Origin of the sequence: Acinetobacter sp. BIGb0102 (assembly GCF_003815055.1) — a bacterium.
GTDB lineage: Bacteria > Pseudomonadota > Gammaproteobacteria > Pseudomonadales > Moraxellaceae > Acinetobacter > Acinetobacter vivianii.
The window spans coordinates 110,533-125,412 of the sequence record NZ_RKQE01000017.1 but is presented as its reverse complement, the minus strand read 5'-3'; the positions used below and the strand labels follow the sequence as shown (position 1 = coordinate 125,412).

The 14,880-nt window shown below is 41.4% G+C and carries 13 protein-coding genes; 8 read left to right on the top strand and 5 right to left on the bottom strand.

Translation table 11 applies throughout. The features are described 5' to 3' along the window. The first annotated feature begins 1 nt into the window (after position 1). The 6 genes from EC846_RS17120 (at position 2) to EC846_RS18525 (ending at position 4,770) form a co-directional block, all read left to right on the top strand. Positions 2 to 1,042: a rod shape-determining protein gene (locus EC846_RS17120; protein WP_004775309.1), complete on the top strand. Its 1,041-nt coding sequence runs from the start codon at positions 2 to 4 to the stop codon at positions 1,040 to 1,042. Between the two features lie 17 nt (positions 1,043 to 1,059). Continuing rightward, positions 1,060 to 1,917 (top strand): rod shape-determining protein MreC, encoded by an 858-nt coding sequence (gene mreC, locus EC846_RS17115; protein WP_004775307.1) that lies wholly within the window; start codon positions 1,060 to 1,062, stop codon positions 1,915 to 1,917. Beyond that, a complete protein-coding gene (gene mreD / locus EC846_RS17110; protein WP_005259310.1) occupies positions 1,904 to 2,395 on the top strand; it encodes a rod shape-determining protein MreD in 492 nt (163 codons plus the stop codon). The genes mreC and mreD overlap by 14 nt, the downstream gene beginning before the upstream one ends. Next, positions 2,383 to 2,943, top strand: coding sequence for a Maf-like protein (locus EC846_RS17105; RefSeq protein ID WP_123775866.1), 561 nt, complete (start codon positions 2,383 to 2,385; stop codon positions 2,941 to 2,943). Before mreD ends, EC846_RS17105 begins: the two co-directional genes overlap by 13 nt. A gap of 63 nt (positions 2,944 to 3,006) precedes the next feature. After that, the gene (gene rng, locus EC846_RS17100; RefSeq protein ID WP_004775302.1) at positions 3,007 to 4,461 is read left to right on the top strand and encodes a ribonuclease G; all 1,455 of its coding nucleotides are present in this window, start codon (positions 3,007 to 3,009) and stop codon (positions 4,459 to 4,461) included. A gap of 135 nt (positions 4,462 to 4,596) precedes the next feature. Beyond that, on the top strand, positions 4,597 to 4,770 hold the full coding sequence (locus tag EC846_RS18525) for a PA1571 family protein (protein ID WP_004775299.1): 174 nt from the start codon (positions 4,597 to 4,599) through the stop codon (positions 4,768 to 4,770). Positions 4,771 to 4,805: 35 nt separating this feature from the next. On the opposite strand, the gene EC846_RS17090 is transcribed toward EC846_RS18525, so the two are convergent. Then, a complete protein-coding gene (locus EC846_RS17090; protein WP_004775297.1) occupies positions 4,806 to 6,194 on the bottom strand; it encodes a WS/DGAT/MGAT family O-acyltransferase in 1,389 nt (462 codons plus the stop codon). Between the two features lie 181 nt (positions 6,195 to 6,375). Beyond that, positions 6,376 to 6,996, bottom strand: coding sequence for a phosphoadenosine phosphosulfate reductase family protein (locus EC846_RS17085; RefSeq protein ID WP_005259304.1), 621 nt, complete (start codon positions 6,994 to 6,996; stop codon positions 6,376 to 6,378). Between the two features lie 208 nt (positions 6,997 to 7,204). Here EC846_RS17085 and thrH point away from each other — a divergent pair, with 208 nt between their 5' ends. Further along, a complete protein-coding gene (thrH, locus tag EC846_RS17080; protein WP_004652299.1) occupies positions 7,205 to 7,822 on the top strand; it encodes a bifunctional phosphoserine phosphatase/homoserine phosphotransferase ThrH in 618 nt (205 codons plus the stop codon). Between the two features lie 80 nt (positions 7,823 to 7,902). Here the strand turns inward: thrH and EC846_RS17075 are convergent, their stop codons facing one another. The 3 genes from EC846_RS17075 to EC846_RS17065 form a co-directional block, all read right to left on the bottom strand. Next, positions 7,903 to 9,132 carry an OmpP1/FadL family transporter gene (locus EC846_RS17075; RefSeq protein ID WP_123775865.1) on the bottom strand — a complete coding sequence of 410 codons (1,230 nt, stop codon included), beginning with the start codon at positions 9,130 to 9,132 and terminating at the stop codon, positions 7,903 to 7,905. Positions 9,133 to 9,385: 253 nt separating this feature from the next. Next, on the bottom strand, positions 9,386 to 10,732 hold the full coding sequence (locus EC846_RS17070) for an outer membrane protein transport protein (RefSeq protein ID WP_123775864.1): 1,347 nt from the start codon (positions 10,730 to 10,732) through the stop codon (positions 9,386 to 9,388). A gap of 525 nt (positions 10,733 to 11,257) precedes the next feature. Beyond that, positions 11,258 to 12,718 carry a coniferyl aldehyde dehydrogenase gene (locus EC846_RS17065; RefSeq protein WP_123775863.1) on the bottom strand — a complete coding sequence of 487 codons (1,461 nt, stop codon included), beginning with the start codon at positions 12,716 to 12,718 and terminating at the stop codon, positions 11,258 to 11,260. A gap of 805 nt (positions 12,719 to 13,523) precedes the next feature. On the opposite strand from EC846_RS17065, the gene EC846_RS17060 reads away from it, so the two are divergent. Next, complete coding sequence (locus EC846_RS17060) at positions 13,524 to 14,861, top strand: CitMHS family transporter (protein WP_004775289.1); 1,338 nt, start codon at positions 13,524 to 13,526, stop codon at positions 14,859 to 14,861. The last annotated feature ends 19 nt before the right edge of the window (positions 14,862 to 14,880 follow it).

Here is a 14,880-nt window from a genome sequence, read left to right as displayed (position 1 = left end):
CGTGATTCTAAAACGACTAATTGGCTTGTTTTCGCCGGATTTAGCCATTGATTTAGGTACTGCAAATACACTTATTTATGCACCAGGCCGTGGCATTATATTAAATGAACCAACTGTTGTGGCAATTCGTCACAGTGGTTCGCAAAAAATTGTTGCCGCTGTAGGTCTTGATGCTAAACAAATGTTAGGCCGTACACCAGCGAATATTTCAGCGATTCGTCCAATGAAAGACGGTGTCATTGCTGACTTTGAAGTAACTGAGACCATGTTGAATCAGTTTATTGGCAAAGTGCATGAGAAGCGTTTATTCCCACCAGCGCCACGTGTTGTGGTGTGTGTACCATGTAAATCAACCTTGGTCGAGCGTCGTGCAATTCGTGAGGCTGTATTCAATGCAGGCGCACGTGATGTCCGTTTGATCGAAGAGCCGATGGCGGCTGCAATTGGCGCAGGTATGCCAGTTGAGCAAGCTTGTGGTTCGATGGTTGTAGATGTGGGCGGTGGTACGACTGAAATCGCAATCATTTCATTACAAGGTTGTGTATACGCAGATTCATTACGTATCGGTGGTGATGTATTTGATGAACAGATCATCAACTACGTTCGTAAAGCGCACGGTTGTGTGATCGGGGAAACCACAGCTGAAGTGATCAAGAAAGAAGTGGGTATGGCTGTTGCTGATGGCAAAACCCTCGAAATCGAAGTTCGCGGACGTAATCTGGCAGAGGGTGTACCTCGCGCGATTACCGTGACTTCTGATGAAATCACTCAAGCCATTGCTGATCCATTACAAAGCATCGTGAGTGCGGTGAAATCTGCACTTGAACAAACCCCACCTGAATTATCTTCTGATATTGCAGAGCGTGGTATTGTCTTGACAGGTGGTGGTGCATTACTACGTAACCTCGATAAATTGCTTGCTCAAGAAACAGGTTTACCTGTGATTGTTGCGGATGATCCTTTAACTTGCGTCACTCGTGGTGGCGGTAAAGTCTTAGAGTTCTTTGACAATCCAAACCATGACATGCTTTTCGTTGGTTAAATCATAAGGACTAGGCGGTGCAACCGAATCTTTTTTCAAGACAACCGCCATCTTTTCGCTCATTTGTCATTGCGGTCATTACATGTTTGGTGGTGCTTTTCTTTGATTGGCGCATGCCCTATGTAATTCAACCAGCAAGGGATGTCTTGTATGCCGCGTATAATCCAATTTATGCGCTGGCAAGCTATCCTGTACTGTCGCGAGAATGGCTTAACCAACAAACCAAATCTGAAGCTCAATTGCGTCGTGAAAATACGGCCATGCAGGCTGAACTTCTTCAGGCACAAGTCCGTCTCCAAAAGCTATCAGAACTCTCTGCGGAAAATAACCGTCTAAGAGGGCTTTTGGATACGCCATTGATTATTGATGGCCGTATGCAGATTGCTGAGGTGATCGGAACAGATGCTGACCCATTGCGACATATTATTATCATTAACCGTGGTTCCGTGGATCATTTAAGAACAGGTCAAACTGTGCTGGATGATAAGGGGATTATGGGGCAGATTATTAATGTCTATCCACATAGTTCACGGATTATGCTGCTATCTGATAAGGAACATTCATTGTCGGTGCGTTTAGAACGTACGGGAATGCGTGCCATTGTCACGGGTACAGGTGATTTGGGGCAACTCAAAATGGAATATGTCCCGACCAGTGCCAATATTCAGGTTGGGGATAAAGTATTTAGTTCTGGACTTGGTGAACATTTTCCAGCAGGTTACTTAGTGGGTACGGTTTCAAAGGTCAGTCGACATACGTCGGGTGAATTTGCTGAAATTGACGTGGCTCCAGCTGCCCAACTGGCAAGTGGTCATCATGTGGTCGTATTATTCTCTGAATCTTTAGCGCAGGAGCAACCTTATGCCGATCGCTAAACTGAACTATGAGAAACGTAAAGATCCATTGTTGATGATCATTCTGTCCATTGTTATCGGCTCAGTGTTGATGGTTTATCCGATGCCTTATGAGGCTTCTGGATGGCGACCGTCGATGATGTTGATGATCATGCTGTTCTGGATTCTATATCAGCCTGTCTGGTGTGGAGTCTGGTTTGCCTTTGGCATGGGGCTTTTTGTTGATCTATTACTCGATGCGCCTTTTGGCTTAAATGCACTGAGTTTTGTACTGATTGCCTTTGCGACACGTTATTTGATTCGTGAACGTCGCATTCTGACGTTTGGGAACTCATGGGTGATTGCGGTGATTGCCATTGTTGCGCATATTACCTTTCTATGGATTAGCCAGACCATTGCGGGAACTCATTTTTCGATTGCCCGTCATTGGCAACCTGTGGTGACAGGTGTGTTAGCATGGCCCTTGGTTTATTATTGTTTACATAAATGGCGCATATAATTCTTGCATCAAGCTCGCCTCGTCGGCAGGAGCTGTTAACGCAACTGGGGCTAGATTTTGAAATCTACAGCCCCGATGTTGATGAGGCTGTGCAAGAAGGGGAAGTGGTTGAACACTATGTTGAGCGTCTGGCCATAGCCAAAGCTCAAGTTGTTTTAGCTCAATTCCCTGATGCAATCGTGATTGCGGCGGATACCAGTTTAAGTTTTGCTGGCAAGATTATTGGAAAACCAGAATCAAAGCAGCATGCCTTTGAAATCTGGTCAGCACTTTCCGGACAATGGCATGATGTCTATTCTGGTCTGTGTGTTGCGACGTCTGCACAGATGCTCAGCACTGCTGTACGTACTCAAGTTGAGTTGCAACAACTGAGTCATGCAGAAATGGAAAAATACTGGGCGACTGGCGAGCCGATAGGAAAAGCTGGCGCCTATGCGATACAGGGAATTGCTGCACAATATATTCCTCAAATTCGGGGCAGCTACAGTAATGTAGTGGGTTTGCCTCTATACGAGACAGCACAGTTATTAGAAAGGGTTAAAGCCTAAGTATTGGAATACTGGGGATAACACTTTCGGATATAAGAATTTTTATAAAGTTTTGAGTTTGTTATGGCAGAAGAGTTGCTGATTAACGTCACGCCGATGGAATGTCGTGTGGCATTGATTGAAAATGGTACGGTCAATGAACTATTCGTTGAGCGTACTGTGAAACGTGGGTTAGTGGGTAATATCTACAAAGGTAAAGTTGTGCGTGTACTTCCGGGTATGCAAGCGGCCTTTGTTGATATTGGTTTGTCTCGAACCGCTTTTTTGCATATTAACGATATGGTGTGGTCGCGTTCGCAACCTACGCCAAATGTCTTTGAGTTATTACATCCCGGGCAAATGCTGACGGTTCAGGTCATGAAAGACATGCTGGGAACCAAAGGTGCCCGTTTAAGTACTGATCTTTCCATTCCTTCGCGTTATCTGGTGTTGATGCCTTATGGTAATCACATTGGTGTGTCTCAGCGTATTGAGTCTGAGGAAGAGCGTGACCGCTTACGTGGCATTATTGAAGGTATTCAGGCTGAGCATCATTTGCCGGGCAGTGTGATTGTGCGTACTGCCGCAGAAGGGGTAGATGAAGCTGCGATTGCGCAAGACATGTGCTATCTCAGCAAGTTATGGGAATTTATCCAGCGTAAACAAAAAGAAGCGGCGACGGCTGAACTGATTTTTGAAGAATTACCTTTACCGCAACGCATTGTGCGTGATCTGGCAAGTGATGAAACGGCGAAAATTTATGTCGATTCACGGGAAATTCACGGCAAACTGAGTGAGTTTGTGGATGAGTTTGTGCCGACCATTCAAAACCGTTTGATTCATTATCCAGGCGAGAAGCCATTATTTGATTTATATAACGTCGAAGAAGATATTCAAAAAGCACTGCAAACCCGTGTAGCACTTAAGTCTGGTGGCTATCTGATGATAGACCAGACCGAGGCCATGACCACCATTGATGTAAACACAGGTTCTTATGTCGGCGGACGTAGCTTAGAAGACACGGTATTTAAAACCAATATGGAAGCCACACAAGTGATTGCAAGACAACTTCGTCTGCGCAATCTGGGCGGCATTATCATTATTGATTTTATCGACATGCAAGAAGCTGAGCATCGAGAGGAAGTGATGCGTCAGTTTGAACGCATGCTTGAGCGCGATCATGCCAAGACTAAAATTACGCAGGTTTCCGAGCTCGGTTTAGTGGAAATGACGCGTAAACGTACACGCGAATCTTTGGAACATTTGCTGTGTGAATCGTGCCCAACCTGTCAAGGACGGGGCTATGTGAAGACAGCAGAGACAGTATGTTACGAGATATTTCGAGAAATCTTACGTTATGCCCGTGCATTTGATTCCAAGGGTGGCTTTACTGTCGTTGCCCACCCAGCGGTCATTGATCGGCTATTAACAGCAGAAGCCCCAGCTGTCGCGGATTTAGAACATTTTATTAATCGTGTGATTAAATTTCAGGTGGAAAATCTGTATACGCAAGAGCAATACGATATCATTTTAACCTAAAGTTGTAACAAGATTTCGCTTAAGCCTTGTTACAACTGAAATTTTACTTTCTATCATGAATTTTAAATACTAGAACCATAGAATGAGCCATAGGTACTTTTGGGTACCTTAGCAAATAATATGAGGTATATAATTATGAATGTGAGTGAAAGATTAGTGAACCACGGTTTCAAACATGTTTTAGACAGTAACCCTGTAAACACATGCTATATGGTAGACAGTCAAGGTAAAGAAGTTCAGATCACCACCGCGATGATTCGTTCAGCCTGCCATCAGCTCTTGCAGCGTTGCCGCACAATTAAAAAGTAAGGGGCTAACGAAAGCCCCTTAACTTATTCTGGGATTTAATTCGCCGCTTTCTGCGGTTGAGGCAAGTCTTGAATCGCTTGTTCAAAACGTTGAATTTCTTCTTCTAAATGAGTCAGTAAATTCTGCATTTTCGGTAGTGCATTGCGACATGCAATCAAACCGACTTCTAGCTTGTCCAAGTAACTTGTCATGGTGATATTCAGCGCCTGACCATCCATCACAATCGATGCAGGATAGAGTGCATCAAGTTTGGCACCATTCCAATACAATGGCTCACGCGGGCCGGGTACATTTGAAATCACAAGGTTAAACGCTTGACGCTTAGGCAACATGCCAGATGCAATATTTAAACCAGCAGGGCCATACACCACCGCACTATAGTTTAAGATTTCGTTGGCAGTCATACGACTAAAACGCTGTTTTGAGTTTTGTACGCTGCGACGAATAATTTCCAAACGCTCAATCGGGTCTTCGATATGAGTCGCAAGATTTGCCAGAATCATGGTAATACGGTTGCTGACATCAGAATCATCCGTACGTAAAGACGCAGGCACCATCGCAATCAGTGGCTTTTTAGGCAAGCTATTGTGACTGAGCAGATATTCACGTAATGCGCCTGAGCAGACTGCCAAAATCACATCATTCAGGGTCACACCCAAAGATTTGGCAATACGACGGAAACGTTCCAGTTCAAACGATTGTGCAGCAAAGCGACGTGAAGAACTCACGCGTTGATTCAGGATAGATGGCGGTGCTTGAAAGGTTGACACATAGTCTGGATTTCTACCCATCTCTTTAAAGATAGTTTGTGACAGCTCCTGCATGACCTTTGGGGCCACTTCAAGCTGGGATTTAATGCCTTCCATCACGCCTTTAATTTTGCTCACTGTCGGTGGCTTAGGCGCTTTTAAACGTTTAGTTCTTTTGCCCTCTACACACCATAACGGTACAACATGCTTTTCATTTGGATCATGAGAAAGTGATTTTTCAATCAGGCGCATTCCCGCAACACCGTCTACCATCGCATGATGAATTTTGAAATACATGGCAAAACGGTTGCCTTCAATACCCTCGATAATGTCACATGTCCAGAGAGGTTTGGCCCGATCAATCAAGGAACTATGCTGTTGAGAGATATACACCAGAAGTTCACGAATACGCCCTGGATTAGGCAAAGCGATATGACGGAAATGATGGTCGATATCAAACTCGCTATCTTCACCCCAAAACAAACCATTCAACTGATTGTTAAATGGCGGGACGGGAATACTTTTAGATTGACGAATTTCGTTAACTAGATCATGCACAAATGTAGGTGAAGCATTCTCTGGAAGCTCGAATAAAAACAAGCCACCTACATGCATAGGCTGTTGTCTTTTCTCTAGCGAGAGAAAAATAAAATCAATGGGGTGTAGTGGGCGCATAGCAGATCTAGCCTCTCATCGCATTTTTTATAAGATACTCTTTGAGCTCTTATTAGTATTATTGAACCGTTCTGCGCAGTATATACTGTTTGTTCTGGTTAAAATATGACTTTGTACAGACGAGTCAGGAAAAATAAAACCACTGATGAATCAGTGGTTTTATTTTAATGCGGCGCTAAAATCAGTGATTTAAGTGCAAACCACATTCGCGATGCTCTTCACCTTTTGTCGGATCAAAGTAATCTTCGTTGTCTGGTAAATTATGTTTTTGCATATATTCCCAAAGGTCTTTTGAAGTCCATTTTAATAATGGGGCAACCTTGATAAGGCCATCTGGATTAATGCTGACAGGATCCATTTCTGCACGTACAGCGGTATCTGTAGCACGTAAAGCGGTAAACCAGACTTTAGGGGCAGTTTCACGGATTGCACGTTCAAACGGCTCTAATTTTACTTCCGCAGTAAAGGCTTCGTGTTTTGGATCATCGAGTGCAGGAACAGGGCCTTCCAGTGCTTCACGATGTGCACGTGAACGTTTTGGTAAGTAGGTAAGAAGGTTCAAGTTCAGTAACTTGGTAATTTCATCCACATACTTATAGGTGGTTTCGGTATTGTAACCATTATCCATCCAGACCACCTGAATATCAGGTTTGACGCGGGTCAACATATGCAAAATGACAGCTTCAAATGGACGGAAATTCGTTGTCACAATGGCCTTTTCATTTAAGCTTAATGCCCATTCAATTAGTTTTTCAGCATCATTGCCAAATTCTGTATTGATTTGATCCAAATTTAAAGTCATAACACGTTGCCTTTTATGCTCATCGGTCTTCGTCGTTTACACGACATACTGCCTCATATAGTAATGCAATTATGTCTGATCGGATATGTTCGCCAAGGAAATTCTTATTCAAAAAATCTATGGTTAGACCATGAAAAAAGGGCAATTGTTGAGCACATCTCCATGTTAAACTAGCGCAATTTTTAACACATAGGATAGTTGAATAAGCATGGAAATCGTATGCCTAGATCTTGAAGGGGTTTTAGTTCCAGAAATCTGGATTAACTTTGCAAAAAAAACAGGGATTAAAGAACTTGAGGCAACGACTCGCGATATTCCCGATTACGATGTGTTGATGACTCAACGTTTGAATATCTTAAAACAGCATGGTTTGGGCTTAAATGATATTCAGGCCGTGATTGCAGATATGGGGCCTTTTGAAGGTGCGAAAGAGTTTGTGGAATGGGTGCGTACACATTTTCAGCTGATCATTCTATCTGATACTTTCTATGAGTTTGCTCATCCACTCATGAAACAATTGGGATGGCCAACGATTTTCTGTCATAAGCTTGAGACAGATGAAAATGGCATGATTACCGCGTATAAATTACGTCAGCCAGATCAAAAGCGCCAAGCAGTCAAAGCATTACATGGCTTAAACTTCCGTGTGATTGCGGCAGGTGATTCTTATAACGATACCACCATGCTGGGTGAAGCCGATCATGGTTTCTTGTTTGATGCACCAGCCAATGTAATTGCCGAGTTTCCACAGTTCCCACCATTGCATGGCTATGAAGCATTAAAACAGGCGATTCGTTCAGTATCACAACGTGATATTCCTGAATAATTCATCCATCTGATTACTGATTTTTAAAAATTCCAAAATAATAAAAGGCGCTTAAAGCGCCTTTTATTATAGGTTAATCATTAGAACTTATAGCCAATTTTTAAGCCATATGCGATCGCATCATTATTCTCAAATTCAGCCACATAACCCGGTGTATTAAATTGAGAACCTGATTGTGCTTTTGCATCACCGAGCCAGAAGTATTTCACACCACCCGCAATAAAGGTAGACGGTGTAGGGCTATATTGAACACCTACGCCGACGTTCCAGTAACCTTCAGTTGGGCCTAATGTGGTGACTGGGTTGCCAGCGCCAGAGTCCCAACCTACAGATAGATTACCTGCCCATTGATCATTGATTTTACGACCTACACCCGCAGTAATTGAGTATTGATCTTCGGTATAAGCGACTAGATCGAAACCGTCTTTTTTACCTGTTGATGCGATGATTGGGGGTAAAGTCGAAGCAGCACCAAATTTATAAGGACGAATGGCAAAGTCTTTCCAGTTCACCCAACGTAGATTGGCAAACGCAACTGTATTTTCCATAATGCCAGTTTGGAAATCGAGGTTAACAGATTGAGGTGTCGTAATTTCTGTCACACCTTCTGAGTTATTAATTTTATTTAAAACAGCATCAAAAGCGGGATTACCCGTCATGCCTGCTACACCATGAGTTTCATAAGCATTCATTTCATGCTTGATTTTGGCACGATACGTTACAGAGGCTTTAAGTGCAATCTCAGGGATTTGATATGCCACACCTGCTAACCAGCCAACTGCTTCGTCCCGACCTGTTTTGAAATCATAACCGCTATATGCGCTATAACTTTGGCCACGTAATAACACCGTACTGTCTAAGGTCTGGTAAACCGCACCTGCATACAGGTTCCAGTTCTGGTTCGGTTGGTAACCAAATAACAGGTTTAAGTTTTCAGTATCAACCGTAACAGATGTACCACCTTTGAAAGGAACAGGGCGGCTTTCGATAAAGTTGCTATGCCCTGTATATTCTGCATCGGCACCATAAGGCTGGTCATAAATCAAACCAATTGAAAAATGATCCGTTGCCTGAATTTTTAAAGCAGCATTTGGCGAGTAGTAATGGTTCGCCATATTGCCTGTATTGTTTTGTGATATGTCTTTACCTGATACATTTGGATCAAGAATCGTAATACCCGCTTCAAAATAATTGTCTGGTTGGAGGAACGCTGCAATTGATTGGCCTGAGCGATCCAATGCTGCGGCAAATGTTGTCGTTGTTGGAACTAAGCTAAGTAGAAGAGCCGTTTGAATAGCATTCAGCTTCATTAATATGTTCTCTCAAATCACTTTGTAACAGAATGGCGCGAAAAGTATCATAATTTTTAGAGGCTTAAATATTTTACAAATGTCCATAAATGAACTGGCAAGGTCACCAAAAATACTTGAGCATTCAGGTTTTATATTGGTGGATTGCGTGTGATAAATGAGCAGGGGAGTTTATCTATTATTTTGATTTTATTTATTAAAATTGTATAAAAAAAGGCCATCCTGAGATGACCTTTTGATTTAAATTATTGGATTAGAATTTATAACCAATTTTTAAACCATATGCGATTGCATTGTTGTCTTCAAACTTAGCTACATAGTCATTGCCGCCTGCTTGAGCACCAGTTTGTGCTTTAGCATCGCCTAACCAGAAGTATTTTACGCCACCCGCAATAAATGTCGCAGGGGTAGGGCTGTATTGTAAGCCTAGACCCACGTTCCAGTAACCTTCAGTTGGACCAAGTGTCGTAACAGGGTTGCCTGCACCAGAATCCCAACCTACAGAAACGTTACCTGCCCATTGCTCGCTCAGTTTGCGACCAACACCAGCGTTTACAGACCATTGGTCATCAGCGTATTCAACTAGAGAAAAACCATTTGGACGATTTACTAATGGTCCAACTGCTTCAGCTGCTTTACCAAATTTGTAAGGAGTGATTGAGAAGTCTTTCCAGTTCACCCAGCGAACATTTGCAAATGCAACTGTATTTGCCATGATACCTGTTTGGAAATCAAGGTTAACAGATTGTGGGGTAGTGATTTTAGTTTGGCCTTCAGCTGAGTTTGCTCCTGCAAAACCTGTTACAGCTTGACCGATTGCAGCAATTTGTTGAGGTGTTAAACCTAAGCTTGGAAGTTGTCCAGCAAGTCCTGGTAATGCAGTAGCTAAAGGAGATGCTAAACTTAAATTTTCACTTGCATTAAACTTATGGTCAACTTCAGAGCGATAAGTAATAGATGCTTTAAGTGCAATTTCTGGAATTTGATAAGCAGCACCTGCTAACCAACCTACAGCACCATCTTCTTTAATAGTGGCATCATAACCGTTGAACACGCTATAAGCTGAACCGCGTAAATGCACATTTCCTTTGATTGTTTGGTATACACCACCACCGTAAATATTAAAATTTTGAGTTGGTTGGAAACCGAAAATCATAGAAATGTTCTGTGAATCAACCTCAACAGAAGTATTTCCAGTTGTTGCTCCACCAATTGATGATGTTGTGACAGGCAGTGAACTTAATACGCGATCATTTGGTGATGCAACAAAAACATTATCACCAGTATATTTTGCATCAGCACCAAATGGTTGGTCATACAGAAGACCGAAAGAGAATTTATCAGTGAGTTGAAGTTTTAATGCTGCGCTAGGGAAATAGTAATCATCACCCATATCGCCAATTTTACGAGTAGTTGCTGATGTACCAGCTTCCTGACCTTTCACTGTTGGGTCTAGGACAGAGATACCCGCTTCAAAATAGTTACCCGGCTGTAAAAAAGCAGAAATAGATTGACCTGAACGGTCCAACGCTGCTGCAAAAACTCCAGTTGCAGGTAGCGTTGCTAAGATCATGGCAGTGCTAAGATGTTTTAATTTCATTGTAAATCTTTCCTTGAACTTCAAGATTCTTTAGTGTTAAGAAGCTATGATCTGACAACAAAAAAGTTATCTATTGTGATTGGCTATAACTTCATGTAACAAAAATACCATAATTAAAATAAGAGTAAATGTTCTAAATGAACTAAGCAGTATTAACAGAAAGATGAAAATGGACAAAAATAAATCTTAAAAAATTTATATACATATGTGTTTTTATTTGTAAAATAATGATAAATATAAATTATTATTCTAAAATAATAATCATTTCTTTTTGCAATTTTGAAAAAAAAGTTTTTTATTTGGTCAAAGATTTTTTGTAAAAAATAGGATTTATTTCTTTATGATTTATGTTTTAGGTGTTTTTTAAGTCAATTCACAACATTTGAATGATTTTATTCTAAGAACTAGAGTGACTATACATCTTCTATCTCATCAATTTTACTTGAAGGTAAAAGAAGAAGGGGAGATAAAAAGCATCCCATCACAAGATGCTTTCCAATATACCGTGTTTTTATTGCATTTTACTTATTTGATATTCGGATCGCCTTGCTTCAAGAAGAAACGTAATGCCAGTTTTTGTACCCAAGTGCCATAGGGTGGATAGAACAGTTGGGTCGGGAAGAAGCGATGACGGGCAAAGACGGTTTTTGCGTGTGAGAGTTCTCTAAAGCCTTCTTCGCCGTGATAAGTCCCCATGCCTGAGTTACCAATACCACCGAAAGGCGCATCATGATTGACCACATGCCAGCCCCAGTCATTGATGGTCACGCCACCGGAATGGGTTTGTTTTAAGATGTACTCTCGCTCGCTCGCATCATGGCTAAAACAATATAAAGCCAGCGGTCGTTCACCTTCTCGAATATATCGAATGGCTTCATCTAAACTATCGTAAGGGACAACAGGCAGTACAGGCCCAAATAATTCTTCTTTTAAAATACACATATCTGGTGTGCAATTCAGTACCAGATGAACAGGCATACGACGAGCATCTTTATCACGATCATATTCGCCGCAAGCAATAATTTGGGCGCCTTTAGCTTTGGCGTCATCTAGTATTTCTAATAAACGCTTGAGATGGCGATCATTCACAATGGAGGTGTAGTTTGAATTGTTACTGATGTTCGCTCCATACATGTTGGTGAAGCTAGATTGGCATTCCGTGACGAATGCATCAACTTGTTCTTTTGGGACTAAAGCATAGTCTGGCGCAACACAGATTTGCCCGCAGTTGGTCGCTTTACCATGTAAAACCCGTTTTGCCGCATCAGCTAAAGGGTAGTTACGACTGATTAGGGCAGGTGATTTACCTCCCAATTCAAGTGTTACAGGCGTTAGATTGTCTGCAGCAGCGCGCATCACCACTCGTCCAATCGCAGGTGAACCAGTAAACACAATATGGTTGAAAGGCAAAGATGTAAATTGTGCAGGATCGACAATTTCTTCACCAAAAACAGCAACTTCATCTTCAGTGAAAACCTCAGCCAGCATACGTTTAACCACTGCATTGGTTGCTGGGGTGACTTCAGGCAACTTGATCATCACGCGATTGCCCGCAGCAATGGCTGCAATCAAGGGACCTAAGGCGAGATAAACAGGGAAGTTCCAAGGCACAATAACCCCGACCACACCTTTAGGCTGGTATTGCACGCGAAGACGATTAGATAAAAATAATAACTCGGTGCTACGTTTGCTCGGGCGCATCCAGCGTCTTAAATGACGAATTGCATGTTCTGCCTCTAGAACTGAGCCAAGTAAATCCAGCAGCTTGGATTCATCAACAGATCTGGAACTGAAATCTGTATGAATTGCCGCCGCAATCACATCTTGATAACGAATAATTTGTTTTTTAATTTGAAATATTTTGGTACGACGATGTTCTAAATCTGGATAAGGATTTGCGTCGAAAGCATCACGCTGTTGACTAAAGATAGAATGCATATGTTCGGATGCAGCATCATTGAATTGTTGTATAGATGAAAGTGTCATTGTTGCTCCGTTCATGTTTATTAATAGAAGAGACTTAATGATGAATAAGATTGATGGTCGACCTTAAATCTGGTCAACAAAAAATAATTTGCTGACATTATGCCTCAACATGCAAGGAATAAGGTGAAAAAAGCGTAAACATGAGGTTCATCTCTCTTTTTGGCTTTTATTTTTCTGGATAGCGGAGAGGGATAAACTGTTTTTGAAAGAGAGATGACGATCAATATGCATCTTTGGTGATTTGGATTTTATATCTCAAATCATCAAAAATTACTGGATATTTCATTAAATGAATATTGAGTGAATAAAAGTGGAATTACCTGCTTTAAATGTAGGGTTGTATTCTCAAAATGTGAAAATTTATATATTGGCCCAAAATAATTATTGTTGTAATCTATCACATAATGATTAGAAAATAGTTGAGTGTATTTTGTACTAAATGAGATTTTAGAGAGATAAATGATATTTATTTTTATTTTCATTATTTAGGGTTCTGTTATTTTTTAATCGATTATTGCACCATAATGGAACATTATGTGTTAATATATAATGATATAAATCTCCTGATATGATTTTATTTTACTCAGTTAAGTTGGGCTGAAAATATAAATAATTATTAATAATCAAAATATTATATCGCTATTGGTTTGAGCTGTAATTTAAATCATTTTTCATGTGAATGGGTGGGATGGGTATATAATAAAATTAAATGAATTGCTTAAAGTTAAATCGCATAGAATCTGTCCTTAATTCGGGTAAGGTGTTTACCCATAAAAAAAACTTATCAGGCTAAGGATTGCTTTAAATGCTGACTTTTTTAGGTATCAGCATGATCATGTGTTTCATGTATTTGATCATGTCAAAACGTCTCAGTGCATTGGTTGCATTAATTTTAATCCCTTTTATCTTCGCTATTATTGCCTGGGGCTTAGGTTTCTATTTTGAAAGTCTGAGTCATATCCAGTTGGCTGAGCTTGGCAATACCATGTTGGATGGTATTAAGAAGCTTGCTCCAACAGGCGTGATGTTACTTTTCGCCATTCTATATTTTGCTTTAATGATTGACTCGGGCTTATTTGACCCGTCGGTTAGATGGATTTTAAAGAAAGTTAAAGGTGATCCATTAAAGATTACGCTAGGAACTGTCTTTTTAACCCTGCTTGTTTCTCTGGATGGTGATGGTTCAACCACGTACATGATCTGTGTGGCTGCAATGATGCCGTTGTACAAACGTGTCGGGATGAATCCACTGATCATGACCTGTTTAATGTTGCTCTGTAGTGGTGTGATGAACCTTACGCCGTGGGGAGGCCCAACAGCGCGTGCAGCGAGTGCTCTTCAGGTCGACGCCAGTGAAGTCTTTATTCCAATGATTCCTTCGATGGTGATTGCTGCCGCATGGTTATTCTTCCTTGCTTATCTATACGGCAAATATGAGCGTAAACGTCTAGGTGTGATTGAACTGGTTGATATCAGCCATGCTGACGATATTTCTATTTCGAAAGATCCAGAAGCGCAACGTCCTCATTTACGCTGGTTTAACGGTATTCTTACGCTGGTATTAATGGCTTCTTTGGTGAAAGGGATTTTACCAATGTCGATCCTGTTTATGCTGGGCTTCTGTATTGCATTGGTGGTGAACTATCCATGCGTCAATATGCAGAAAAAACGGATTGCCATGCATGCGGATAGCGTATTGGCTGTTGTAGGTGTAATCTTTGCTGCGGGTGTTTTCACAGGTATTTTATCGGGCACAGGCATGGTTGAAGCGATGTCTAAGGGTTTCGTTGCTGTTATTCCACCAAGCTTAGGGCCTTATCTGGCACCAATCACGGGTGTTCTGAGCATGCCTTTAACATTCTTCATGTCGAACGATGCTTTCTATTTTGGTGTTTTACCAATTTTGGCTGAAGCTGCATCACATTATGGGATTGCACCTGTTGAAATTGCACGCGCATCGATTATTGGCCAGCCGATCCATTTATTATCACCATTGGTTCCTTCAACCTACTTACTTTGTGGTTTAGCCTCTGTTGAATTAGCCGATCACCAGAAATTTACCTTGAAATGGGCATTTATTACCTGTTGCGTACTCATGGGCAGTGCTTTGATATTTGGTGTTTTTCCACTTTATAATCTGTAATTCTGATTATTCATGTGCT

Bases quoted from the DNA above. Each gene is read 5' to 3' on its own strand.
- EC846_RS17105 (WP_123775866.1), top strand. From the start codon at position 2,383: ATGGCGCATATAATTCTTGCATCAAGCTCGCCTCGTCGGCAGGAGCTG.
- EC846_RS17065 (WP_123775863.1), bottom strand. From the start codon at position 12,718: ATGACACTTTCATCTATACAACAATTCAATGATGCTGCATCCGAACAT.
- EC846_RS17085 (WP_005259304.1), bottom strand. From the start codon at position 6,996: ATGACTTTAAATTTGGATCAAATCAATACAGAATTTGGCAATGATGCT.
- rng (WP_004775302.1), top strand. From the start codon at position 3,007: ATGGCAGAAGAGTTGCTGATTAACGTCACGCCGATGGAATGTCGTGTG.
- thrH (WP_004652299.1), top strand. From the start codon at position 7,205: ATGGAAATCGTATGCCTAGATCTTGAAGGGGTTTTAGTTCCAGAAATC.
- EC846_RS17060 (WP_004775289.1), top strand. From the start codon at position 13,524: ATGCTGACTTTTTTAGGTATCAGCATGATCATGTGTTTCATGTATTTG.
- EC846_RS18525 (WP_004775299.1), top strand. From the start codon at position 4,597: ATGAATGTGAGTGAAAGATTAGTGAACCACGGTTTCAAACATGTTTTA.
- EC846_RS17070 (WP_123775864.1), bottom strand. From the start codon at position 10,732: ATGAAATTAAAACATCTTAGCACTGCCATGATCTTAGCAACGCTACCT.
- EC846_RS17075 (WP_123775865.1), bottom strand. From the start codon at position 9,132: ATGAAGCTGAATGCTATTCAAACGGCTCTTCTACTTAGCTTAGTTCCA.
- mreD (WP_005259310.1), top strand. From the start codon at position 1,904: ATGCCGATCGCTAAACTGAACTATGAGAAACGTAAAGATCCATTGTTG.
- EC846_RS17090 (WP_004775297.1), bottom strand. From the start codon at position 6,194: ATGCGCCCACTACACCCCATTGATTTTATTTTTCTCTCGCTAGAGAAA.